This window comes from Dactylosporangium sp. NPDC005555, assembly GCF_040605635.1.
GTDB lineage: Bacteria > Actinomycetota > Actinomycetes > Mycobacteriales > Micromonosporaceae > Dactylosporangium.
In genome coordinates this window covers 1-22,579 of the sequence record NZ_JBEXDG010000099.1, presented here as the reverse complement: position 1 = coordinate 22,579, position 22,579 = coordinate 1, and the positions used below count along the sequence as shown (strand labels likewise).

20 protein-coding genes are annotated in these 22,579 nt (G+C 73.1%); 7 read left to right on the top strand and 13 right to left on the bottom strand.

Features of this window, described 5'->3' with window-relative positions; all coding sequences use genetic code 11:
* Positions 1–376 precede the first annotated feature (376 nt).
* Complete coding sequence (locus tag ABZS58_RS48810) at positions 377–937, top strand: peroxidase-related enzyme (protein WP_354791448.1); 561 nt, start codon at positions 377–379, stop codon at positions 935–937.
* Between the two features lie 80 nt (positions 938–1,017).
* Here the strand turns inward: ABZS58_RS48810 and ABZS58_RS48805 are convergent, their stop codons facing one another.
* The 3 genes from ABZS58_RS48805 to ABZS58_RS48795 form a co-directional block, all read right to left on the bottom strand.
* Positions 1,018–1,689 carry a GNAT family protein gene (locus ABZS58_RS48805; RefSeq protein WP_354791447.1) on the bottom strand — a complete coding sequence of 224 codons (672 nt, stop codon included), beginning with the start codon at positions 1,687–1,689 and terminating at the stop codon, positions 1,018–1,020.
* A gap of 289 nt (positions 1,690–1,978) precedes the next feature.
* Complete coding sequence (locus ABZS58_RS48800) at positions 1,979–2,281, bottom strand: TraR/DksA C4-type zinc finger protein (RefSeq protein WP_354791450.1); 303 nt, start codon at positions 2,279–2,281, stop codon at positions 1,979–1,981.
* Between the two features lie 39 nt (positions 2,282–2,320).
* The gene (locus ABZS58_RS48795) at positions 2,321–3,190 is read right to left on the bottom strand and encodes a helix-turn-helix transcriptional regulator (protein WP_354791445.1); all 870 of its coding nucleotides are present in this window, start codon (positions 3,188–3,190) and stop codon (positions 2,321–2,323) included.
* A gap of 151 nt (positions 3,191–3,341) precedes the next feature.
* Between ABZS58_RS48795 and ABZS58_RS48790 the strand changes: the two genes are divergently transcribed.
* A complete protein-coding gene (locus ABZS58_RS48790; RefSeq protein WP_354791444.1) occupies positions 3,342–4,247 on the top strand; it encodes an oxidoreductase in 906 nt (301 codons plus the stop codon).
* An 8-nt stretch (positions 4,248–4,255) separates the two neighbouring features.
* Here the strand turns inward: ABZS58_RS48790 and ABZS58_RS48785 are convergent, their stop codons facing one another.
* From ABZS58_RS48785 to ABZS58_RS48755, 7 genes are read right to left on the bottom strand one after another with little or no spacing between them, the layout of a single operon-like run.
* A complete protein-coding gene (locus ABZS58_RS48785) occupies positions 4,256–4,906 on the bottom strand; it encodes an FHA domain-containing protein (RefSeq protein ID WP_354791442.1) in 651 nt (216 codons plus the stop codon).
* Positions 4,907–4,917: 11 nt separating this feature from the next.
* Positions 4,918–6,219, bottom strand: a complete 1,302-nt coding sequence (locus ABZS58_RS48780) for a VWA domain-containing protein (protein WP_354791440.1) — start codon at positions 6,217–6,219, stop codon at positions 4,918–4,920.
* Positions 6,216–7,220, bottom strand: coding sequence for a protein phosphatase 2C domain-containing protein (locus tag ABZS58_RS48775; protein WP_354791438.1), 1,005 nt, complete (start codon positions 7,218–7,220; stop codon positions 6,216–6,218). Before ABZS58_RS48775 ends, ABZS58_RS48780 begins: the two co-directional genes overlap by 4 nt.
* Positions 7,217–9,436 carry a tetratricopeptide repeat protein gene (locus tag ABZS58_RS48770; protein WP_354791437.1) on the bottom strand — a complete coding sequence of 740 codons (2,220 nt, stop codon included), beginning with the start codon at positions 9,434–9,436 and terminating at the stop codon, positions 7,217–7,219. The genes ABZS58_RS48775 and ABZS58_RS48770 overlap by 4 nt, the downstream gene beginning before the upstream one ends.
* Positions 9,433–10,572, bottom strand: coding sequence for a hypothetical protein (locus ABZS58_RS48765; RefSeq protein ID WP_354791436.1), 1,140 nt, complete (start codon positions 10,570–10,572; stop codon positions 9,433–9,435). Before ABZS58_RS48765 ends, ABZS58_RS48770 begins: the two co-directional genes overlap by 4 nt.
* Before the next feature lie 4 nt (positions 10,573–10,576).
* Complete coding sequence (locus ABZS58_RS48760) at positions 10,577–11,554, bottom strand: glutamate ABC transporter substrate-binding protein (protein WP_354791435.1); 978 nt, start codon at positions 11,552–11,554, stop codon at positions 10,577–10,579.
* On the bottom strand, positions 11,551–12,828 hold the full coding sequence (locus tag ABZS58_RS48755) for a hypothetical protein (RefSeq protein WP_354791433.1): 1,278 nt from the start codon (positions 12,826–12,828) through the stop codon (positions 11,551–11,553). The genes ABZS58_RS48760 and ABZS58_RS48755 overlap by 4 nt, the downstream gene beginning before the upstream one ends.
* 183 nt (positions 12,829–13,011) lie before the next feature.
* Here ABZS58_RS48755 and ABZS58_RS48750 point away from each other — a divergent pair, with 183 nt between their 5' ends.
* Both ABZS58_RS48750 and ABZS58_RS48745 read left to right on the top strand, forming a co-directional pair.
* Entirely contained in the window at positions 13,012–13,833 is an 822-nt protein-coding gene (locus ABZS58_RS48750; RefSeq protein WP_354791432.1) for a sulfurtransferase, read from the top strand.
* A gap of 22 nt (positions 13,834–13,855) precedes the next feature.
* Positions 13,856–14,398 (top strand): hypothetical protein, encoded by a 543-nt coding sequence (locus tag ABZS58_RS48745; protein WP_354791431.1) that lies wholly within the window; start codon positions 13,856–13,858, stop codon positions 14,396–14,398.
* Between the two features lie 12 nt (positions 14,399–14,410).
* Here ABZS58_RS48745 and ABZS58_RS48740 read toward each other — a convergent pair whose 3' ends face one another.
* A complete protein-coding gene (locus tag ABZS58_RS48740) occupies positions 14,411–15,181 on the bottom strand; it encodes a hypothetical protein (RefSeq protein WP_354791429.1) in 771 nt (256 codons plus the stop codon).
* Positions 15,181–15,642 carry a sigma-70 family RNA polymerase sigma factor gene (locus ABZS58_RS48735; RefSeq protein WP_354791427.1) on the bottom strand — a complete coding sequence of 154 codons (462 nt, stop codon included), beginning with the start codon at positions 15,640–15,642 and terminating at the stop codon, positions 15,181–15,183. The genes ABZS58_RS48740 and ABZS58_RS48735 overlap by 1 nt, the downstream gene beginning before the upstream one ends.
* A gap of 145 nt (positions 15,643–15,787) precedes the next feature.
* Here ABZS58_RS48735 and ABZS58_RS48730 point away from each other — a divergent pair, with 145 nt between their 5' ends.
* On the top strand, positions 15,788–18,394 hold the full coding sequence (locus ABZS58_RS48730) for an EAL domain-containing protein (RefSeq protein ID WP_354791425.1): 2,607 nt from the start codon (positions 15,788–15,790) through the stop codon (positions 18,392–18,394).
* Positions 18,395–18,442: 48 nt separating this feature from the next.
* On the opposite strand, the gene ABZS58_RS48725 is transcribed toward ABZS58_RS48730, so the two are convergent.
* The gene (locus tag ABZS58_RS48725; RefSeq protein ID WP_354791423.1) at positions 18,443–19,087 is read right to left on the bottom strand and encodes a helix-turn-helix domain-containing protein; all 645 of its coding nucleotides are present in this window, start codon (positions 19,085–19,087) and stop codon (positions 18,443–18,445) included.
* Positions 19,088–19,157: 70 nt separating this feature from the next.
* On the opposite strand from ABZS58_RS48725, the gene ABZS58_RS48720 reads away from it, so the two are divergent.
* Together ABZS58_RS48720 and ABZS58_RS48715 are read left to right on the top strand one after the other, a co-directional pair.
* Complete coding sequence (locus tag ABZS58_RS48720; RefSeq protein ID WP_354791422.1) at positions 19,158–20,276, top strand: SRPBCC family protein; 1,119 nt, start codon at positions 19,158–19,160, stop codon at positions 20,274–20,276.
* Between the two features lie 117 nt (positions 20,277–20,393).
* Positions 20,394–22,439 (top strand): hypothetical protein, encoded by a 2,046-nt coding sequence (locus tag ABZS58_RS48715; RefSeq protein WP_354791421.1) that lies wholly within the window; start codon positions 20,394–20,396, stop codon positions 22,437–22,439.
* The last annotated feature ends 140 nt before the right edge of the window (positions 22,440–22,579 follow it).

Genomic DNA, 22,579 nt, shown 5'->3' with positions numbered 1-22,579 from the left:
CAGCTGCTCGATCGACGAAGTCCCAGACACCCGACCATGATCCAGACATCAATCGACCCAAGTCAAACCGACCCGCCGACCAGCACCTGACCAGTCACACCCGCGGTTCCCGTTGACCATTATGGGAGGACCGCCGCAGACAGTGAAAGGCCCCGGATCGGCACGCACATCGTCCCCGGTTCGGCATATCCGTCAATAACTTTCGCCGAACAGTCGGAGTCGATGGCAGCGCGAGAAGGGCCGACGTTGATCCGCTGTGGTGTGTGGCAGATGACCAACGCACATGAGGCGTTGACGAGATCGACGGACGTGGCTCAGGCTGGACGGCAGCCCGTCTCACGAAGCCCGGTTTCGACCGGAGAGCGAAGGAGTGCGTATGCCACACATCACGCTCAACACCAACGAACCCGGGATTCGCGGTCTGTTCCGGTTCAGGCCAGAGACGGCGCTGCCGCTCAACGGGCTGGTCGAGGCACTGCTCTGTGGCCCCGGTACGTTGACCCGTGGCGAACGCGAACTTATCGCCGCCTATGTGTCCGGCCTCAATGAATGCCAGTACTGCTACTCCTCTCACGCGGCGTACGCGGCGGCGCAGCTTCCCGATGGCATGGCCCTGGTCGAGCAGGTACGTGACAATGTCGGCGGAGCACCGGTGTCGAACAAGATGCGTGCGCTGCTCGACGTCGCCGGCGCGGTTCAACGTGGCGGCAAGGAGGTCACCGAGGACCTGGTGGACGCCGCCCGGGCCGAGGGTGCCACCGATGTAGAGATCCACGACACGGTGCTGATCGCGGCCGCGTTCTGCATGTTCAACCGGTACGTCGACGGGTTGGCCACCGTCCTGCCGGACGACCCCGACTTCTTCACCGATCGTGCGAAGCGAATCGTCGCCCACGGCTACCTCGGTGTACTGCAGCAGGAGGCCATCCGCCAGTGAGCAGCCCGGCGGCCCAGGAGCAGACCAGCCCAGGAACCGCCTCGCCGCGCTCGGTCCTCCACCCGGTTCGGCCGCGACGGTCATCCCGCCGGCATTCGTGGTATGCCCAGCATTTCGGATACGTCCGGAGTGATGCCGGAGATGGTGCAACCGCCCTGCGGGCGCCAATTGGAGCGCTGCAGCGTCAGGTTGACCTGCTCGACGCGTTTCCCCTCCGCGGCCCTGGTTGTCGTGCCGTTGTCCTGATAACCCATCGCCCGCGAGACAGCCAGGGAAGCGTGGTTCGTGATCCAGGCCGCAGTATCGGCGCGTTCAGCGCCCAGCCCGTCGAAGGCCAGGTACAGGACCGCTTCCCGCATGGCCTTGGCGTAACCAGCGCCCTGGAATCGTCGGCCCACCCACGAGCCGGTGGAGACCGTCCTCGTCACAGCAAAGTGCTGAGCTCCGATCTCCTGTACCCCGACAATGTTGCTTTCAACTCGGGCGGCGAGCAACAGGTTCCATCTCTCTGGCCGCCAGTCGGCGAACGCGGCCCAGTAGTAGCGAAGGAATCGGCGTTCAGCCTCGGGAGACGCGACGTCCTCCCATCCGCCGACGGGAGTGCGGGGAAGGTACTGGTTCTGTGGGTCGTAGATGCCATCGGCGGCCAACCGTGCGAGCGCCTCCAATGCGTCCTGGCCGGGTACAAACAACTCCACGGCGGGCGCGCGAACCCCGATTCCCAGAATCGGCCAGATATCCAAAAGCGACATATTCCAATCATGATCGCCAACCGCCGGGCGGGCACCGAACTCTGGACCCCAGAGCATGATCGGGCGCCTGCCCTCCAGCAGGAGGCTGCGGTGTACGTGGCCGGGAACGTGTACCCGCGTCGCCTCGTCGTGCCGGTCCGTCTGCCGCAATGCCGGTGTGGACCTTCGAGTTCGGCCGGCCCGCCGACGAGATCGACATGGACGCCCCGACGCGGGGCGCGCCCCGCGCATGGCACCAGCTCCGCCAGATCGAAGCTTCGTGGCGATCGGAACGGGGCCTGGCAGACGGTCAGGTGCAGGTGACGCAGGTGCGGGCGAACGGGCGGATCGCGAGGCGGTCGGTGGGGATCGACCGGCCACAGCGTTCGCAGATGCCGTAGGCGCCCGTGTCCAGACGGGTCAGGGCCTCGTCGAGGTCGGCCAGCCGGCGGCGGGTCGCGGCGAGGACGGCGGTGAGCTGTGCGCGCTCGTAGGCGATCGTGCTGCCCTCGGGGTCGTGTTCGTCGTCGGCGTTGGAGTCCTGGCTGGCCTCGAACACGGCACGCAGGTCCGCCTCGAGCCCGGTCAGCTCGTCGGCGACCGCTGAACGCAACCGCTCCAGCTGCGCGCGAGTGCCTTCGTCGGTCACCGTTCACACGGTACGGCGCCCGGCGGTCCGGGTCGCGTGCAACGACGCCAGCAGCTGCGGCCGGTCCGCGTCGGTGCTGCCCGGCTCGGCGGTGAAGACCAGCATGACCGGGCCGGGGTTGCCGGGCAGCGGATAGGTGTCCCAGTCCAGGACGATGTCGCCGACCTCAGGGACCCGGAAGGTCTTGGTGCCGGTGACCGACTCCCGCACGTCGTGCCGCGCCCACAACCGCCGGAACTCGGGGCTGCGGATGCTCAGCTCACCGACGATCGCGGTGGCACGCGGGTGGGTGGGGTCGGTGGCAACGGCGGCGCGCAGCATGCCGATGTAGTCCAGGGCCTGCCGCTCCCAGTCGGGGCAGGTCCGGTCGCCGGTCAGTGTGGCGTCGAACATCAGCAGGAGCATGTTGAGCCGGTCGGGCGGGTAGCCGGTCGGGTCGCCGAGCAGCGCCTCCGCCATCGGGTTCCAGGCGAGCAGGTCGAGGTGCCGGCCGAGGACGACCGCCGGGGTGTCCAGCACCCGCAGCAGCCGCCGGGTGCTGTGCGGCACCCGTTCCGGCTCGTGGTCCGCCCGGGCGGGCATCGGCCGGCGGGCGGCGTGGGCCAGGGTGAACAGGTGCCGGCGCTCCTCGGCATCGAGGCCGAGCGCGCCGGCGAGCGCGTCCAGGACGTCGTCGGACGGGCGTACCTCCCGGCCCTGCTCCATCCGCTGGTAGTAGTCGGTGCTCAGCCCGGCGAGCAGGGCCAGTTCCTCGCGCCGCAGACCGGTGACCTTGCGCCGGCCGCCGGGCTCGAGGCCGACGTCGTGGGGGCGCAGCCTGCCGCGCCGGGCGCGCAGGAAGTCGCCGAGCTCACGGGCGAACGGATGGGCCATACCGCAAGTGTGCCGCCGCGCCGGTGACCCAAGGTAGGTCCCGCGGACCTAGGCAACCGGGAACGACCGAACCCGCTCCCGTCGCTCGTAACGTCGGCGACCTACCGTACCGACGCTTCCTTCCAGGAGCAGCGGATGACAGGAGCAGCAGATGACCGGATGGACCGCCGACCGGATCCCCGACCAGCGCGGCCGGATCGCCGTCGTGACCGGCGCGAACTCGGGCCTCGGCCGGGCCACCGTGACCGAGCTGGCCCGTCACGGCGCCCACGTCGTGCTCGCCGTCCGCAACACCGCCGCCGGCGAGGAGGCCGCCCGCCGGATCGGGGGCGACGCCGAGGTGCGCGCGCTGGACCTGGCCTCCCTCGACTCGGTCCGCGCGTTCGCCGCGAAGCTGGCCGCCGACCACCCGGTGATCGACCTCCTGGTCAACAACGCCGGCGTGGTCCTGCTCGGCCCGCGCCGCACCTCGGCCGACGGCTTCGAGCTGCAGCTCGGCACCAACATGCTGGGGCACTTCGCGCTGACCGGCCTGCTGCTGGGCAACCTGGCGGCGGCGGCGGACGCCCGCGTGGTCAGTCTCAGCTCGATCACCCACAAGAACGCGCACCTCGACTTCGACGACCTGATGTTCGAGCGTGACTACCGGGCGGCTCCCGCCTACGGCCGGTCCAAGCTCGCCACCACCGTCTTCGGCATCGAGCTCGACCGTCGACTGCGGGCCGCGGGATCGCCGATCGTCAGCGTGCTGGCCCATCCCGGGCTCACCCGCACCAACCTGACGCCGCGGGCCTGGGAGCGCCGTGGCCGGGCCGGGCGGCTGATCGCGTGGGCCGGCCTGCTGGCCACCCAATCGGTGGAGCAGGGCGCGCTGCCGCAGTTGCGCGCCGCGACCGGGCCCGGTGTGCGGGGCGGCCAGTTCTTCGGCCCGTCCGGGCTCTGGGAGACGCGGGGCCGGGTCACCGAGGCCCGGCTCAGCAGGGAGGCCGCCGATCCGGCCGTCGGCAAGCGGCTCTGGGCGGCAGCCGAGGAACTGACCGGCGTCGGCTACCGCTGAGCCGGCGGCTACAGCGGCGTGGCGTACAGCGTGATCCTCGTGAACGAGCCGACGTGGACGTGGTCGCCGTCGGCGAGGGGCACGGGCAGCTCCGGCTGGATCGGGTCGGTCGCGCCGTTGACGTACGTGGCGTTGGCCGAGCGCAGGTCGACGACGGCCCACCCACCGTCCGGCTGGGCGACGAGCAGGGCGTGCAGGTGGGAGACGGCGACGTCCTCGGGTGGGCCGGCGAGGTCGATGTCGGGGTAGCTGCCGCGGGACCGGCTGCGCCGGCCGATCAGCACCTGCTCGCCGGTCAGGGGGAAGCGGCGGTCGGGGCAGAAGCGCGGGTAGGTGATCGTGGGGTCGGGGCCGTTCTCCGCCTCGACCCGGTCGAAGTGGGCCCGGTCGGCGGAGACCACCACGTGCCAGCCGTCAGGCTTGGCGACGACCGCCACCGGTTCCCGCGCCGGAGCTGAAGCCGGCACCGCAAGGGTGTCGAAGCCGTCGACCTCGCAGAAACGGCCGGTCAGCGGCGTCCCGCACTCAGGGCACACCGCCGTCGGACGCGGTGCCGTGACCGCGGGTGCGGGGGCGGCCGGCGGCGGGGACATGGCGGCGCCGCACTCGTCGCAGTAGTCGGTCGTCTCCGACTCGTGTCCCTTCGGGCAGACGGCCACGGTGGTCTCCTTCAGTTCGGGCGTACGCGCGTCGTCTTGCGGGACCCGAGCGCGGCGATCTCCGCGTCGATGTCGACGTCCTTGTTCTCGGACCGGCGCTTCAGCTGCACCGTCCCGGTCCGGGCGTCCTGCACCTCGACGACCCGGCCGAGCAGCTGCACGGTGTCGGACCGGCCGGCCTCGGTCGCGAGCTGCACGGCGCGGCCGAGCCGGGCGGTCGCGGTGACCGTGTCGCCGGCCTCCCGCGCGGCGAGCCCCTCCTGGATCGCGGAGGCGAGCTCCGCGGCGCCGGTGTAGTGCGCGACCCGCTTGTTGAGCCGGGTCGACTTCGCCTCCTCGTCGGTCCACACGACGCGGACGAGGCCCTTGGCGAGGACGTCGTCGCCGCGCACGACGCTGACCCGGGCGGCGAGCTTCTCCTCGCCGATGTCGCCGATCGTGTCGGAGCCCAGCTCGACGGACAGGTGGTAGTCGCGGCTCTCCGCGCCCCACGCGCCGATCGGGTAGTCGCCGACGCGGGCGCTGACGTCGGTGCGCCGCCCGGTCAGGTCGAGGATCTCCGGGTGTACCTGCTTGACGAAGCGGATCGTGGCGCCCGCCGGGGTCCAGACGCGCAACGTGACCCCGGCGACGGTCTTGCCCATCGCCGCCTCGATCATCGACCGGAAGTCGGCCTCGAGCCCCGCCGGGTCCTTCATCCCGTCAGCGGTGCCGAGCAGCGCGTCGGCGATCTTGATGAGTTCGGCGGCGCTCCAGTTCTGGCCGACGCCGCGGCTGTCGCACACGAACAGCCCCTTGCACTGCTCGAGGGCCCGCTCGAACGTGCCGGTGGACTCGCCGTTGCGGCCGTCGGTGAGCAGGATCGCGTGCCGGATCTCGGCCCGGTCGGCGAGGAACAGCTCCCGCGCCAGGGTGAGCCAGGCGCCGATCTTCGTGCCGCCGCCGGCCTTCAGGTGCCGGATGGCGTCCTTCGCCGCGGCGCGGGTCGCGTGGTCGGCGACGGCGAGGGTCTGCCGGTCCGGGTACACCATCTGGGCCCAGTCGGTGCCGGCGACGACCGCGAAGGAGACCCCGTCGCGCAGCGTGTCGACGGCGACCGCGGCGGCCTTGCGCGCCTGGACCAGCCGCTCCCCGCTCATCGACCCCGAGCAGTCGATCATGATGACCTCGGCCGCGGGTGCGCCGTGCGCCGGCCGCGACGTGCCGCCGCCACCGGCCGTCACGGTGACGACCGCGTCCGCGACCGTGGCCCCCACGGGCACGTACTCGTTCTGGAAGACCTCCGCTACGACACCACTGGACTCGTCGGTCATGGCCGCGGCTCTCCTCTCGATGGTTCGAACGGGACGGCGGTGACGGTGATGTTGTCCGCCCCACCGGCGTCGCGGGCGAAGTCCGTCAGCCGTCGCGCCAGCTCCGGTGCGCCGGCCGCGCCCTCGATGCCGTCGCTCCAGGTGGTGTACGGGGTGAGCCCGTCAGTCACGAGCAGCAGTTCCTCGCTCCAGGTCGCGTACCGGGTGAGTCCGTCACTCACGAGCAGCAGGATGCCTGCCGTCCCGGGTCGCAGGGTGACCAGGTGCGGGTCCCCGGCGGGCGCGTCGGCGCCGAGCCAGCGGGTGAGCGCCGCCGCCTGCGCGGACAGCCGCAGCGCCCCGGCGTCGATCCCCGCCGCGGCGAGCTGCCCGGCGAGCGAGTCGTCGACGGTGAGGCAGCGGGCACCGGCGCCGTCCAGCCAGTACGCCCGGCTGTCCCCGACCCACCCGACGGTGGCCTCCCCGTCCTCGACGACCGCCGCGAGGAACGTGCAGGCGGGCGCGTCGAACCGGTCGCCCGGCCCGGCGAGCTCCGCCACGGCGTCCGACGCGGCCCGGTACGCCGCCGGGATGTCCCCGCCGCCGAGCAGCACCGCGATCGCCTCGTCGACGGCGGTCGTCGCGGCGAGGTCGGAGTCCGGCGCGCTGGACACGCCGTCGCAGACGACCACGGCCCGTCGCCCACCGGCGACCCCGATCGCGTACGCGTCCTCGTTGCGTCCCTTGCGCAGCCCCTTGTCGGTGACGGCGGCGACCCCGGGCAGATCGTCCTCGGCGCGGTCGAGCCCCGCACCGCGCCGCAGCCCGCAGTCCTCGCAGTAGGCGTCGTCACCGACCACCCCGCCGCACCCGGCGCACGGCCCGCCGCCGGCCGCCCGCGACGACCGCCACACTCCCCCGGCGGCCGGGATGTCCGGACCGGACAGCGGGTTGCCGCAGGATTCGCAGAAGCGGTCGGTGGGGGCGGTGGGCGCCGCGCACGACGGGCAGGCGGCGGTCACAGCCACGTCCTCGGGCGGATGCGGTTGGCCTGGTCGACGAGGTCGATGCGGGTGTCCCGGTCGGGGGCGACCTTCGCCAGGACCCGGAACGCGTGCTCCAGGCCGAGCCGCAGGTCCCGCTCCGACAGCCGGTGCGTCAGCACGGTCGCGGTGCCGGCGTTGCCGGCCTGGACCCAGGTCAGCGCGGTGCGCAGCGCCTCCACCGTGAGGCGGGCGCGGCGTTCGGCGTCGAGGCCGAGGCGTTCGACGCGGCCGGACACGTCGAGCAGGTCGGCCTCCGCGAGCCGGGCCGCCGGGACCGCGAGCCGCGCCCGGACGGCGGCGACCTGCGCCGGGACGCTGTGGCTGGAGCTGTCGGGGACCGCGTCGAGGATCGCGACGGCGCCGGGCAGGTCGTCGCGGTCGGCGAGGATCCGGGCAACGCCGAAGGCGGCGCTGACGAAGGACCGGTCGGTGCGCCAGACCGCCGCGTACAACCGCAGGGCGGTGTCGCCGTCGCCGTCGGCCTCCGCCGCCGCGGCGAGCGCGAGCTGCGGGGCGAGCTCGCCGGGCAGCGCACCGTAGACGGCGTCGAACGCGGTCCTCGCGGCGGCGGCACGGCCCGCGGCGAGGGCGGCCATGCCCCGGTACCAGTCGACCCGCCAGTCCGAGTCGGTGACGGCGTCCAGGTCGGCGAGCGCGCCGGCGAGGTCGCCCGCGGCGATGCGGGCGCGGACGACGGCGAGGGCGACCTCGACCCCGCCGGCGCCGGCGGACGAGAGCGCCGCCGACAGCATCTGCGGGTCGGCGGTCTGCATCGTGGCCAGCAGCGCCGCCCCCGGGTCGAAGGGGTCCACGGTCGGCACCGGCAGCGCCGCGACCACCTCACCCCCGTCGAGCGCGCCGGAACCGCGTTCCAGAGCGGCGGCAGCCCCGTCAGGAGCAGGGACCGCGGCGGCGGTGATGACGCCGGCCGTGGTGCCGAATGCCCTGCGTTCGCCGGTGAACTGGGTCGACACGCCCGGCCTGGGCTGCCCGTCGGCGGCGCTGAGGATCTGCCGCAGCACGCCGGTGAGCTGCTCGGCCATCTCCGCCGCGGACGCGAAGCGGCGGCCCGGGTCCGGGTCGGTGGCGCGCAGCAGCAGCCGGTGGTAGGACTCCTCGCGCGCCAGCAGCGGCACCGCCGACGGGTCGGGAAGGTGGTCGGCGAACGTGGTGGTGAAGCCCCGGAAGTCGAAGCTGAGCACCGCCATCGACCGGGCCACCGTGTACAGGTCCGAGGCGACCGACGGCCCGGCGGTGGCGACCTCCGGCGCCTGGTAGCCGACGGTCCCCCACACGGCGCTGACGTCGTCGTCGGCCCGGCGCACCGCGCCCAGGTCCACGAGCTTGACCCGCTGGTCGGTGTGCAGCGCGTTGTCCGGCTTGAAGTCGCAGTACAGCAGCTCCCGCTCGTGCAGGTGGCCCAGCGCCGGCAGGACTTCGAGGGCGTAGGCGATGACCTGCGGCAGCGGCAGCGGCTGGCGGACCCCACCGGAGACCGGCCGGGCGAGGTAGATGTCGCGCAGGGACAGGCCGCCGACGTACTCCATGACGATGTAGCCGACCCGGTCGCCGCTGCGCGGGTCGGGGTGCGACACGAAGTCGTAGATCTTCACGATCGACGGGTGGTCGACCTCGACGAGGAACCGGCGCTCGGTGATCGCGGCCGCGGTCGCGTCGGCGTCGCCGGAGTCGATGAGTCCCTTGAGGACGACCCAGCGGTCGCTGACCTCGTCGCCGACGTGCCGGTCGCGGGCGAGGTAGATCCAGCCGAGGCCGCCGTACGCGATGGCGCCGAGCACCTCGTACCGCCCGGCGACCAGGGCGCCCTGCGGCAGCGAGGGCCGGAAGCCGTACTGCGTGCGGCAGTTCGTGCAGAACCCCTCGACGAGGCCGGGCCGGTCGTCGCGAGCCCGGCCGACGGGCTGCTCACAGTTGCCGCAGAACCGGCGGTGCTCGGGCACCTGCGGGTCGGTCAGCACCGCGCCGGCCGGGTCCCGGCGCGGCACGACCGGCAGCGCCGCCAGCACCGGCGCGCCCCGCCCGCGACCGGTCGTCCGCCCCGACGAGGCACTGGGCGCCGACGGGGTGGACGCCTCGGTGACCGGGGCGGAAAGGGCTTGCTTGTGGCCGCACTCGTCGCAGTACCCGTCCTCGTCGTACGAGCCAGGGCAGCCGGCACGGGTGCAGTTCATGTCGAACTCCCTTCGGCGCCGGACAGCGCCTGCTGGTAGGCGAAGACGGCTCTGGTCGCCGCCCGCAGGTCGCACGGCGCGGTCCACAGCAGGTCCCGGGCGGCCCGGTACCGCTCGACGAGGGCGGCCTCCTCGACACGGTCGAGCCGCACGGCCTTCGCCCGGTACGCCTCGAGCCGGCCACGCAGCTCCTCGCGCCGGTCGAGCAGGCCGGTGGCCGCGGTGACCCGGTCCTCGGCGGCGGTGACGGCGGCGGTCAGGTCCCGGTCCACCTCGGTGAGGCGCCGGTCGAGGACGGGCCACGCGTCGAGGTCCAGCGCGTCGGTGGCGCGGACCGCATCCGCCACCACGATCTTCCACCGGTCGTGGACGTCGGGCGGGTCGGCCAGGCCGGGATCGGCGACCTTCGCCAGGGCCGCGGCGTACGCCCGGTGGGCCCGCTCCTCCGCCGCGGCGAGGCCGGACAGCAACGCGTCGAGGCGGGCGAGGCGGGCGGGCAGCGCGGTGCGCAGGGCGGCGAGGTCCGCCAGGCGACGGACCACCAGGGTGAGCTCCGACCGCAGCGCCGTCCAGGCCGCCTCGTCGACCGTCAGCGGGTCGGCGAGCGCGTCGCCGTACACCTGCCGCAGCCGTCGCTGGAGGGGTCCGGTCGTCACGGTGTGGTCGGCGCCGACCCTGTGGTGCGCGGCGACGGCCGCCTCGAAGGCGGTGTCCAGCTCGATGATCCGGTCGGTGAGCGCCGTCCTGGCCGCCTCGATCCGGTCGAGGACCGCGGTGACGCCGGCGCAGCGCCGGTCGAGGTCGGCGAGGAACGCGGCGGGCGGCAGGTCCGGCAGTCCCTCGGGCAGATCGAGCGGGTCGACGGCGACGGGCGCGGCCAGGATGCGTGCGGCGTCCGCGTCGCGGGACCGGCCGCCCAGGGCGCGCAGCCGCTCCAGGACGTCGCGGACGGCGACGAACCCGGACCACAGCCCCGCGACGTCGACGCCGGACCACGCCTGTGCGGTGGCGCCGCGCAGCTCGACGCCGCGCAGCAGCGCGTGCGCCGGGTGGGTGTCCACGGTGTACAGCGCGGTCGCGAGCCGGTCGTGCGCGGCCGCCAGCTCGGCGACCGCGCGATCAGTGCCGCTGCCCACGGGTTCAGTCCACGTACTTCGCGGGCGGCGGCGCCGGCACCGGGCCGTATCCGGCGAACCAGCGGCTGTAGATGGCGGTCCAGGTGCCGTTGGCCCGGATGCGGTCCAGGACGCCGTTGACGAACCGGACCAGGTCCGGCGTCTCGAGCGGCATCGCGACACCGGACGGCTCGTCGCTGATCCGGGCGCCGACGACCTCGGTGCCGGGGTCCTGCGCGGCGAGGCCGAGCAGCAGCACGTCCACCGTGGACACCGCGTCGACCTGGCCCTGTTGCAGCATCACCAGGCAGTCGAGGGTGCTGTCGGTGGCGACCGCGATCGGCTTCGACGCCTGCTTCATGATCGTGACGATGCTGGTGCTGCCCCGGGTCGCGCACACCTTGCGGCCGGCGAGGTCGGCGAAGTCCTTGATGCCCGAGCCGCGGTTGACCAGCAGCCGCTGGCCGGACGTCAGGTATTCGGTGGAGAACGCGACCTGCTGCATCCGCTCGCAGGTGGCGGTCATCGTGCGGATGACCATGTCGACCTCGCGCCGCTGCAGGACCGGGATCCGGTCGGCGGTGGTGATCGCCCGCCACTGGATGGCATCGGGGTTGCCCAGCAGCGCCCGCGCGATCTCCCGGGCGAGGTCGATCTCGAAGCCGACGACCTGGCCGGTGACCGGGTCGCGGTAGCTGGTGAGATACGCGTTCTGGTCGATGCCGACGATCAACCGCCCCCGTTCGGCGATCTTCGCCATGGCGGTGCCGGCCGGCATCCGCCCCGGTGCGGGCAGCGCCGCGGGCGGGCGGAGGCTGGCCCGCGGGTCGCACACCGGCGGCGGCGTGGCCGGCGGGCTCGGCGCCACGGCCGGGTCCTGCACGTTGAGCGGCCTGGGCACGGTGCCGGCGGCGGCCGAGGCGTCGACCTGCGGGGTCGCTGGCTCCCGCCCGCAGCCGGCCAGGACGAGCAGCGCGGCGGCCGTCACGACGAGCTTCTTCATCGGTACTCCGCGATCCGCTGGTTCAGGCCGAACGCGGCGGCCGCCGCGACGGCGAGGGCGAGCAACGCGACGGCGACGTCGGCGCCCTCGAGCGCGGCACCGGCGCCGGCCGCCTCCCGGTCGAAGCGGTGCCCGCTGCCGGCGATCCCTTCGGCGAGAGCCGCGTCGAGCCGGCCGGCCGCCGCCGCGGCGCTGCCGTCGCCGGACGTGGCCAGGGTGACCGCCTCAGCGTGCTGGCTGCCGTCGTCGAGGCCGCGGACCTGCCGGTGGATGCGGACCCAGTCGGCGGCGTGTCGCTGCGCGCGCTCCGCCGCGGCCCGCGCCGCTTCGTCCGGCGCCTGCTCATGTGCGCGCTGCAGCAGACCGCCCGGGCCGGCGAGCCGCTGCATCATGACCGTGAAGTCCTCCTCGAACGCCTTGCCGTCGCCGCGGGCGATCAGCGTCAGCCCCTCGTCGGCGCGGGCCTGCAGCGCGGTGATGCGCGCCTCGGCGAGCAGCCCGACATGGTCCGAGCCGTCCTCGCGGCCGGCGCTGATGTGCCCGGCCGCGCCGGCCGAGGCGACCGCCAGCCAGCCCGACGCGACGATCGCGGCCAGGGTCGCCAGGACCATGCCCCGGTTGAGTCTCCGGTTCGTCAGGCGGGCGAGGTACCGCTGGGTCAGCAGCAGCACGACCAGCAATGCCAGGCCGAGCAGCGTCACCGTCCACGGCCACCGGGCGACGGCCCGCTGCGCGTCGGACAGGCTGGCGGCCTCGGCGCGGAACAGCTCCTGCGCCGCGGGCAGGATCGTCTGCCGCATCAGCGCCGACGCCTCCCGCAGGTACGCGCCGCCGAGCGGGACGCCCTGCCGGTTGTACGTGCGGGCCGACTCGACCAGACCCGTGTAGACCGGGATCTGCCGGACGAGGACGCCCAGGGCCGCCGCGCTGCGCCCTTCCGCGCTGTGCAGCGCGACCGTCAGCGCCGACGACGCCCTGGCGATGTCGTCCAGATACCGCTTGCGCAGTTCGGCCGGCTCGACGCCGTTGGCGAGGAACGCGCTGGCCGCGGTCGCGTCGGCGTCGGACAGGGACCGGTAGATGTCCTGCGCCTGGAGGCTGAGCGGGCCGCTGCGGTCGGTCACGTCACGGACCAGGCCGACGCCGGCCCGCATGGTGAGGACCCCGGCGAGGCCGAACGCGAGACCGAGGACGACGACGAGCGCCGTCAGTGTGGTGAGCCGGCCCGGGCTCGTGGCGGCCCGGCGGATGAGTCGACGCCACGCGGTTGCCAATGCACCATCTCCCCGCCTCGATGATGCCCCCGAACATATCGGGCTGCGTCAACCAACCGACAGCGCCCCTCGACGGCACCGCCTTCCGGGCCGGCCGGAAGTGGACGGCGGCCGACGACACGGGTTCCGGCGCCGCCTGCGCATAGGATCTGCTGCGGAAGCACGAGCGCTGGAGGTGCACGGATGGGTCCACTCGTTCAGGTCGCGGACGTCGAGGACGGCGTCACACTGCTCGACGCGCGATGGACCCCGCAGCCGCCCCTGGCGATCGACAGGTACCGGACCGCGCACCTGCCCGGCGCGCGGTTCGTCGACCTCGACGTCGACCTCGCCGCACCGCCCGGCGCCGGCGGCCGGCACCCGCTGCCGGCCGTGGCCGCCTTCGAGGCCGCGATGCGCCGCCTCGGCGTGAACGCCGGCACCCCGGTCGTGGTCTACGACGACCGGGACGCCTCCGTCGCGGCCCGGCTGTGGTGGATGCTGCGGCACTGGGGCCACACCGACGTGCGCGTCCTGGACGGCGGCATCGCCGCGTGGATCCGGGCCGGCCGGCCCACTTCGTCGGGCGACCCTGTGCCGGTGCCGCCCGGCGACTTCACCGCCGGCAACGCCCGCGACGACCTGCTCACCGTCGACGAGGTGCCGGACTTCCTCAAGGACGGCGTCCTGCTCGACGCCCGGCTCGGCCCCCGCTTCCGCGGCGAGGTCGAGCCCCTGGACAAGGTCGCCGGCCACATCCCGGGCGCGGTGTCGGCCCCGACCTTCGACAACAGCGACGCAGACGGCCTGTTCCTGCCGCCGGCGCGACTGCGGGAGCGGTTCGTCGCGCTCGGCGTCACCGAGGACCGGCCGGTCGCGGCCTACTGCGGCTCCGGCGTGACCGCCGCCCACGAGGTCCTCGCCCTCGAACTCGCCGGGTTCACGCCGCGGCTGTACGCGGGTTCCTGGAGCGAGTGGATCGCCGACCCCTCCCGTCCCGTCGCCACCGGGGACACCGCGGTCTGAGTTTTCGGTGGACAATGCCGCCATGAGCGGCGAGCTGCAACTCGATACGGGCGAGCGCGTCCTGTGGACGGGCGAGCCGCAACGCCACCCGCTGTTCGAGCGCGAGGACCTGATCCTGGTGCCGATGTCCATCCTGTGGACGGTCGCCGTCGGCCTCGCGTTCTCGAACATGCTCGACGGCATGCCCCCGGTGGTCTACCTCTTCCTGGCCTTCTTCGTCGGCTACGCGTGCTACTTCACCGTCGGCCGGCTGATCCTGCGCACGGTCCGCCGCCGGTCCACCACGTACACGCTGACCGACCGGCGGATCGTCGAACAGGTCCGCCGCCCGTTCGCCCGGCGGCGGGAGGTCTACCTGAGCACCCTGCAGCCGCCGGTCGTCCGCGCCGACAAGCACGGCGGCACGGGCAGCATCGCGTTCGGCGATTTCCCCGGCTTCATCGACGCGGTGCAGGACCTCGCCCTCGTCAACACCCGCCGCAACCGCGCTCCACGCCCGCTCGTCCTGCACGACGTCGCCCAGCCCGACTACGTCCGCGGCGTCATCGCCCAGGCCCGGCGCTGACGGCCGGCCCGCTCAGGGGTAGAGCGTGAGGCGCGGGTCGCGGGCGATCTCCGCGGCCTGCTCACCGGTCAGCGGCGGGTTGCCGGTCAGCGCCGGCTCGTTGCTGATCGACACCTCGACCGTGCTGCCGTCGGCGCGGTCCGCGTCCGCCTCGTAGCGGATCATGCCCGGCTGCTCGGCGACGTGCGTCTCGATCGTGTAGGTCGGGGCGACGTCGGGGGCGATGACGCACTCGTAGCGCACCGACGATGCCGTCACGTCCGGCGAAGCGGTGAGGCAGCCCCCGTACACGATGTTGGCCTGCTGCCGCACCATCGTCACCCGCAGGGTCCCGGTCACGCCGTGCGCGGTGACGTCTGCGGTGATCACGTAGCCATAGGTCACGTCGAGGGAGCCCACGGCAATCGGCACGACCTTCCGCTCGACGGTGGGCCGACCGGTGACCTGGGCGCCCGGTGCGGCGGCGGGGACCACCGCATGGACCACGTCACGCAGCCGCGCGACGGCCGACTCCAGCGGCTCCGCCGGCTCCACGCCCAGCAGTGCGCCCGACGGCCGGCCAGGCACCGAGGGGGCGGGGCTCGGCGGGGCCCCGATCATCGTCGGCGGGCCGGAGGGCAGCAGCAGCGTGCCGAGCGTGCCGGCCACGACCAGTCCGGTGCCTGCCGTGGTCAGCCGGCGGTACCGCATCCGCCGGCGCGAACGGCGCACGAGGGTGTCCAGGGTGTCGCGGGCCGGGGGTTCGCCGGTGAGGACGGGTTCGAACAGCTGCTGGTGGCTCATCATGCCTGCCTGACGGTCGAGGTGGGCGCGGCGAGAACGCGCAGGGTGTCCAGGCCGCGGGCGGTCTGGCTCTTCACGGTGCCGATGGAGACGCCGAGGATTTCGGCGGTCTCCTCCACCGACAGGTCGCAGTAGAAGCGCAGCACGAGCACCGCGCGGCGCCGCGGGCCGAGCTGCGCCAGGTAGGTGTCCAGGGTCATCCGCTCCACCGTCGCGTCGACGTCGAGGCGGGGCTGATCGGGCTCCGGAAGGTCCTCGTCGAGCAGTTCCCGGCGCCACGGGCGGCGGTGCTCGTCGACGACCGCGCGGGCGAGCATGCCGCCCACGTACGCGTCGAGGCTGTTGATCGAGTCCCGGCGGTGCCATTGCCGGTACAGCTTGTCCAGCACCGTCGCGACGAGGTCGTCGGCGAGGTGCCAGTCACGGCACAGCAGGAACGCGGTCCGGCGCCAGATGGCCATCCGTGGTCCCGCGTACTCACGGAACTCAGCTTCGTCGGACGTGTTCACCCCTGTGTGACGGAGTGCGCGGGGTTCTGGGTTGCCGCGTTGGTGCGACTTCGTAAACCCGGCCCCGGACCGGCCGATCTTCAGGGTGGAAGAGGGGGTGTCCGTGCTGTTCCGGGCGTATGTCTGCGTCACTGTGGCGCTCAGCGTCGTGTACTACCTGACGCCCGACTCTCCGCTGCGGTCGATCCTGTGGACGACGGTCGCGTCGGCGGCGGTGGTCGCGGTCGCGGTCGGCGTGCTGCGGCACCGCCCGGCGAGGCCGCTGCCGTGGGTGCTGGTCGTGGCCGGCCTTGTGTCGTACACCATCGGCGACACGCTCTACTACTGGCCGCAGCTGGTGCACGACCAGCAAGCGGTCGCCCCGTCGGCCGCCGACGTGTTCTACCTGGCGATGTATCCGCTGCTCGCGGTCGCCCTGGCGATCCTGGTCCGGCGGCGCAGCCCCGGCGGGGACCGGGCGGCGCTGCTCGACGCGGCGATCATCACCGTCGGCGTGTCGCTGCTGACCTGGGTGTTTCTGATCAACCCGTACCTGGACGGCACCGGCGGCACGGTGGCGGAGCGGGTCACGCAGGTGGGGTATCCGCTCGGGGACGTGCTGGTGCTCGCCGTCCTGGTCCGGCTCGGCAGCGGCGGCGCGGCCCGCGGGGTGCCGTTCCGGCTGCTGCTGGCGAGCGTGCTCGCGCTGCTGGCGACCGACGCGGTCTTCGCCTGGCAGTCGGTGCGCGGGCAGTTCCACGCGGGGAGCTGGCTCGACGTCGGCTACGTCGCGTTCTACCTCGGGATCGGCTGCGCCGCCCTGCACCCGGACATGCGCCGGCTCGACGAGCCCGTGCGGGCCGGCCCGGCGCGGCTGACCAGCGGCCGCTTCGCGGTGCTGCTCGCGGTCGCCGCGCTGCTCATCCCGGCCGTGATCACGGTCGAGTCGGCGGCCGTGGCGGAGCTCGCGGTGTTCCTCGCCGCGTCGTGCGTCCTGTTCGTCCTGATCCTGGTCCGGATGGCGGACCTGATGACGGCGTTGCGGGAGGTGCAGCGGCAGCGCGCGGAGGGCCGATTTCAGCGGCTGACGGAGCAGCTCACCGATGTGCTGTCGATCTGCGGGCGGGACGCCACCATCCAGTACGTGACGCCGTCGGTGCGCTCGCTGCTCGGCCACCACCCGGACGCCCTGCTCGGCACGCTGCTCACCGACCTCATCCACCCCGACGACCGGCAGCGGGTCACGGTCCTGCTGGGCAGCGCCGAGCAGACGGGCCGGGTCGGGCCGCTGGAATGCCGGCTGCGGCGCGCCGACGGGCAGTACATCGTCGCCGAGACCATGGGCCGCGTCGTCGACGACGCCGACATCAGCGGCTACCTGCTCACCACCCGCGACGTCACCGAACGCAAGGCCCTGGAGGACCAGCTCACCCACCGGGCGTTCCACGACGAGCTGACCGGTCTCGCCAACCGCGCGCTGCTCGCCGACCGGGTGCACCATGCCCTGGAGCGGCGCGGTGGCCCGTACCGGCATCTCGCCGTCCTCGTCGTGGACCTCGACGACTTCAAGACGGTCAACGACTCCCTGGGTCGCGCCGCGGGTGACGCGTTGCTGCGCGCCGTCGCCGACCGTCTGCGCACCTGCCTGCGGTCCGCGGACACCGCCGCCCGGCTCGGCGGCGACGAGTTCGCGATGCTGCTGGAGCACCTCGACGACGCCGCCGAGGCCGCCCGGGTCGCCGAGCGGGTCCTCGCCACGCTCAGCCAGCCCCTCGCGATCGGCGGGCGGGAGATCCAGCCGCAGGCGAGCGTCGGCATCGCCCTGCCCGACCCCGACCGGCTCCCGGACGCCGACGAGCTGCTGCGCAACGCCGACGTGGCGATGCACATGGCGAAGCGGCAGGGGCGCAACCGGTTCGCCTACTTCGCCCCGAGCATGCACGCGGGGCTGCTGGACAAGCTCGACCTCACCGAGGAGCTGCGCGGCGCCGTCGAGCGGCATGAGCTGCAGGTGTACTACCAGCCGTTCGTCGACCTGTCGGGCGGCACGATCGTCGGCGCCGAGGCACTCGTCCGGTGGCCGCACCCGGAGCAGGGGTTCATCCCACCGGACCGGTTCATCCCCCTCGCCGAGGAGAGCGGGCTGATCCTGCCGCTCGGCTACGCCGTGCTGGACGTCGCGTGCCGGCAGGCGGCGCGGTGGCCGGGCCTGAAGATCAGCGTGAACCTGTCGCCGCGGCAGGTCCAGGATCCGGCGGTCGTGCTGTACGTGCAGCAGACCCTTGCCCGGTCGGGGCTGCCGCCGCACCTGCTGACCCTGGAGATCACGGAGTCGCTGCTGCGGGAGGACGCGGAGGTCGCCCAGCACCGCCTCAACGAGCTCAAGGCGCTCGGCGTGCAGCTCGCCGTCGACGACTTCGGCACCGGCTACTCGTCGCTGTCCCGTCTGCACGACTTCCCGATCGACGTGCTGAAGATCCCGAAGCCGTTCGTGGACGGGGTCACGCAGGGCGCCGAGCAGTCCGCCCTGGCGCGGGCGATCCTCGACGTGGCGGCGGCGCTCGGCATGGACGTGGTCGCCGAGGGCATCGAGCACGCCGAGCAGGCCGAGGAGCTGCACCGCCTCGGCTGCCCCATCGGTCAGGGTTTCCACTTCTCGAAGGCGGTCCCGGCGGACGAGTTCGACGCGCTGCTCGTCACGGAACCCGAAGCGGCGAGCCGGTGACGGTGCCGCCACCCGGTCTGCCACGCGGCCGGCCTGTCACGCGGCTCGTCACGTGGTCGGCAGCAGCAGGCAGGTGATGGTCTCGGTCATCCAGTCGGCGACCTGGTCGTCGTCCCAGCCGAGGTGGTGCGCGACGAGCCAGCCCGCCTGATGGTTGAGCGTCGTCCACAGCAGGGTGGCGCCGCGCTCGACGGTCAGGCCCTCGCGCAGCGGCCCGAGCGCGGCGACGGACCCGACGAGCCTGCCCAGGTCGGTGAGCCGGTGCGACTCCAGCTCCTCCCATGAGGCGTTGACCGCCGGGTCGGTGCCGGCCGCCTGCACGAACGCGCGGCTGATCGGCGTCAGCGTCCTGGCCCGGTCGGCGACGGCGCGGGAGAACGTGCGGATCAGGTCGCGCTGGTCGTCGACGGCGAGGGCGGCGCGGACCTCGTCCCGCTCGTGCAGCGCGATCGGCCGGTCGTCGCCGGCGACCGCCTCGTCGTGGGCGCGGCGCAGCAGCTGCGCCTTGGAGCCGGCCTTGTAGACCGACTCGACGGCGACGCCGGCCTCGTCGGCGATCGCCTGCATGGTGGTGCCCGCGTAACCGCGCCCGGCGAAGAGCCGCCCGGCGGCCTGGACGATCGCCGCCCTGGTCGCCTCGGCCTGCGCCTGCCGCCGCGGCGACCGGTAGGCCCGGCTCTGTGTCGCATCCACGATATTGACCCCATGCTAGCTGTCTCGAATACAGTGTGACTGCATCGAATATAACCGAGGAGCGATCACGATGACAGACCAGTCCGGATACCTGTTGATGCACGCCGCGATCCGGGTCGAGCTCGACCGGCTCGCCACCTTCGCCACGGGTCTCGCCGCCGGTCACCGCCAGCCGGGCCCGCGCCAGCTCACCGCGCTGCGCGACCACGTCGCCGACGCGTTCGACATGATCCACCACCACCACGTCGGCGAGGACGCGTTCCTGTGGCCGATGCTGCGCGAGGCGGTCGGGCCCTCCGCGTCGCTGGACGCGCTCAGCGACGACCACGGCGAACTCGATCCGCTGATGGACCTCATCCGGTCCTCGCTGGACAGGCTCGCCGGCGGCGTCGACGCGGCCGCCGACCTCGCGGACGCGGCGGTCCGCCTGCGCGACCTGATGGTGCCGCATCTCGCGGAGGAGGAGGCGGTCGTCGTCCCGATCGTCGCCTCGCACATCAGCCGGCAGCGGCACGCGGCGATGGAGCGGGCCATGCGCAAGGCGCTGCCGATCCGGATGGGCTTCGCCGTGCCCTGGGTGATGAGCGCCGACGCCACCCTCGCCGCGCAGGCCCTGCGCAGCGCGCCGCTCCGGCTGATCCTGCGGCTCACCCGCGGCCGGCACCGGCGACGCCTGCAGGACGCGTATGCGGACCTGGCGCCCGCCGCGCCGGACGTCGCACTGACCGCCCGCGCCGAGGTCGTGATCCCGGTCCGGCCCGAGGAGGTCTACGCCGCGATCGCCGACGTCACGCGGATGGGACGCTGGAGCCCCGAGTGTTACCGCTGCGAGTGGGACGACGCCGCGACCACCGCCGTGCCGGGCGCCCGCTTCCGCGGCTCCAGCCGCAGCGGCATGTTCCGCTGGACCCGCGAGTGCGTCGTGCTCACCGCCGAGCCGGGCGTGGAGTTCGCGTTCCGCACCCTGTGGCGCGGCACGTTCGCCGACAGCACGACCTGGCGGTTCCGGCTCTCCCCCACCCCCGGCGGCGGGACCCGTCTCGTGCAGACGATGACTCTGAGCGCCGGCCGCGGCGTCCTGCTGTTCGAGCGTCTCAGCGGCCGCGACCGCTCCATGCCGCAGGCGATGACCGCGACCCTGGACCGCGTCCGCGCCGACCTGTCCGCCCACGCCACCGCCCGGATATAAAAACCGAAAGATTCTCGCTTCCTGTTGACAGTCACCCGCGTCTATCACACGCTGGTCTGACTTCACACCGGCCGTCGGAGCGCGTGCTCCGGCACGCTTGAAGGGGGCACCGCCATCATGTCCCTGCCACTGCGCCACCCGACCGCTTTCATCGCAACCCTGCTCGTCTCGATCGCCGCTGCCACGGTCGCCGCCGCACCCGCGGCCTCGGCCGCGCCGATCACCGCGAACGCCGACGCACTGGACGGCACCTGCGCCTCGCTGCGCGTCTACAACGGCTCCACCCCCACCGGCTACGTGGTGCGCAGCGGGGCGGGGTACGGCTTCACGTCCTCGGCCTCCGGCGCCACGGCGTTCCGGCTCGAGGCCACCCAGCTCGGCCGCTACGAGGTCATCGGCTCCGACGGCAAGCCCGCGTACCAGAGCGTCGTCGGGTACATCATGGCCGGCGACTCGTACGGCGACCGGGCCGACTACACCGTGGCCAAGGTCGGCGACCGGTACCGGTTCACCGCCACGGCCACCGGCCAGGTCATGGGCTCGTTCCTGTGGAGCCTCGGCGCGGCCGGCTCCTCGTACACCGTCGCACTGGCGTCCGCCACGGGGTGCGCCACCCCGCCCGACATCGACCCGGCCGTCACCGGCACCGCCGCACCCGGCGTCGACGGCAGCGGCAAGCTCGTCGGCACGATCGACGCGCACGCCCACATCACCGCCGCCGCGGCGTTCGGCGGCCAGATGCACTGCGGCGAGGCATGGGCCCCGGGCGGTGTGCAGGTGGCGCTCGCCGGCTGCGACACGCACCGCAGCCTGAACGTCGGCGCGCTCTTCGAGGCCGTCGTCGGCGGCACCGACGCCGTGAACTCCCCCGAGGACGGCTGGCCGACGTTCGGCGACTGGCCGCAGCACAACTCGCTGCTGCACGAGCAGTCGTACTACCGGGGCATCGAACGGTCCTGGCGGGCCGGCCAACGGGTGCTCAACGCGCTGCTGGTGGCGAACCGGTCGATCTGCGAGCTGTTCCCGTACCGCGACACGTCCTGCGACGAGATGGACCAGATCCGGCAGCAGTCCCGGTACCTGTACTCGATGCAGGACTACATCGACGCGCAGAACGGCGGCGCCGGCAAGGGCTGGTTCCGCATCGCCACCACACCGGCGCAGGTGCGCAGCATCGCCGCGCAGGGCAAACTCGCCGTGACGATCGGCGTCGAGAACTCGGAGATCTTCGGCTGCCGCGAGATCAACGACGTCCCGCAGTGCACCACCGCCCAGATCGACGCGGGCCTCAACGAGCTGCAGTCGCTCGGCGTCTCCGGCCTGTACCCGATCCACAAGTTCGACAACGCGTTCGGCGGCACCCGCTTCGACGCGGGCGTCAGCGGGGCGTTCGTCAACCTCGGCAACCTGCTGTCCACCGGGCACTGGTGGACCGCCACCAGCTGCACCGGCCCGTCGGACAACGAGCAGCCGCTCGTCCAGGACGACCTCGTCAAGCTGCTGAGCTTCGGGATCGTGGGCCTGCCCGCCGGCGCGGTGCTGCCGGTGTACCCGAGCGGCAAGATCTGCAACACCCGCGGGCTGACCACCCTCGGCCGGTACCTCATCCAGAAGATGATGGACCGCGGCATGATCATCCACGTCGACCACATGAGCGTGAAGACCGCTCAGGCCGTGCTGGACATGGCCGCCGCCGCCCGCTACCCGGGCGTCACGTCGGTGCACAGCTGGTCCGACCCGGCGATGATCGACCGGATGCTCGCGCTGGGCGGGTTCGTGGCCACCTACGCGAACTCGGTGCCGGAGTTCCTCAGCGAATGGCGCGCCAACCGTGCCGCCCCGCACGGCAACGCCATCGTCGGCTACGGCTACGGCACCGACGTCAACGGCCTCGGCGACCAGGCCAACGCGCGCCCCGACGCGTCGTCCGCCCCGCTGATCTACCCGTTCACCGCACCGAACGGCACCACGGTCGCCAAGCAGGTCTTCGGATCCCGCACCTTCGACATCAACAAGGACGGCGCCGCGCAGTACGGCCTGTTCGCCGACTGGACCACCGACCTCATCCAACGCGCCGGCGGCGACAGCGCCCTGCTGCGCCAGCAGCTCATGGCCGGGGCGGAGGCCTACGTCCGCATGTGGGAGCAGGCCATCGCCTGGTAGACGTCCGCTGTGCGAGACGGGCGGCGGGCCGGTTCTCCGGCCCCCCCCCCCCCGCGGAAGCGCGGCGAGATTTGCCCCGGGCACCCCCCCACAAAAAATATGGGGCACTGGGGGGGGGTGAAAATAATGAAAACCAGTGC

Excerpts from the sequence above, each read along its gene's own strand:
- ABZS58_RS48810 (WP_354791448.1), top strand. The coding sequence starts at position 377 with ATGCCACACATCACGCTCAACACCAACGAACCCGGGATTCGCGGTCTG.
- ABZS58_RS48805 (WP_354791447.1), bottom strand. The coding sequence starts at position 1,689 with ATGTCGCTTTTGGATATCTGGCCGATTCTGGGAATCGGGGTTCGCGCG.
- ABZS58_RS48795 (WP_354791445.1), bottom strand. The coding sequence starts at position 3,190 with ATGGCCCATCCGTTCGCCCGTGAGCTCGGCGACTTCCTGCGCGCCCGG.
- ABZS58_RS48790 (WP_354791444.1), top strand. The coding sequence starts at position 3,342 with ATGACCGGATGGACCGCCGACCGGATCCCCGACCAGCGCGGCCGGATC.
- ABZS58_RS48780 (WP_354791440.1), bottom strand. The coding sequence starts at position 6,219 with ATGACCGACGAGTCCAGTGGTGTCGTAGCGGAGGTCTTCCAGAACGAG.
- ABZS58_RS48770 (WP_354791437.1), bottom strand. The coding sequence starts at position 9,436 with ATGAACTGCACCCGTGCCGGCTGCCCTGGCTCGTACGACGAGGACGGG.
- ABZS58_RS48760 (WP_354791435.1), bottom strand. The coding sequence starts at position 11,554 with ATGAAGAAGCTCGTCGTGACGGCCGCCGCGCTGCTCGTCCTGGCCGGC.
- ABZS58_RS48750 (WP_354791432.1), top strand. The coding sequence starts at position 13,012 with ATGGGTCCACTCGTTCAGGTCGCGGACGTCGAGGACGGCGTCACACTG.
- ABZS58_RS48745 (WP_354791431.1), top strand. The coding sequence starts at position 13,856 with ATGAGCGGCGAGCTGCAACTCGATACGGGCGAGCGCGTCCTGTGGACG.
- ABZS58_RS48740 (WP_354791429.1), bottom strand. The coding sequence starts at position 15,181 with ATGAGCCACCAGCAGCTGTTCGAACCCGTCCTCACCGGCGAACCCCCG.
- ABZS58_RS48735 (WP_354791427.1), bottom strand. The coding sequence starts at position 15,642 with ATGGCCATCTGGCGCCGGACCGCGTTCCTGCTGTGCCGTGACTGGCAC.
- ABZS58_RS48720 (WP_354791422.1), top strand. The coding sequence starts at position 19,158 with ATGACAGACCAGTCCGGATACCTGTTGATGCACGCCGCGATCCGGGTC.
- ABZS58_RS48715 (WP_354791421.1), top strand. The coding sequence starts at position 20,394 with ATGTCCCTGCCACTGCGCCACCCGACCGCTTTCATCGCAACCCTGCTC.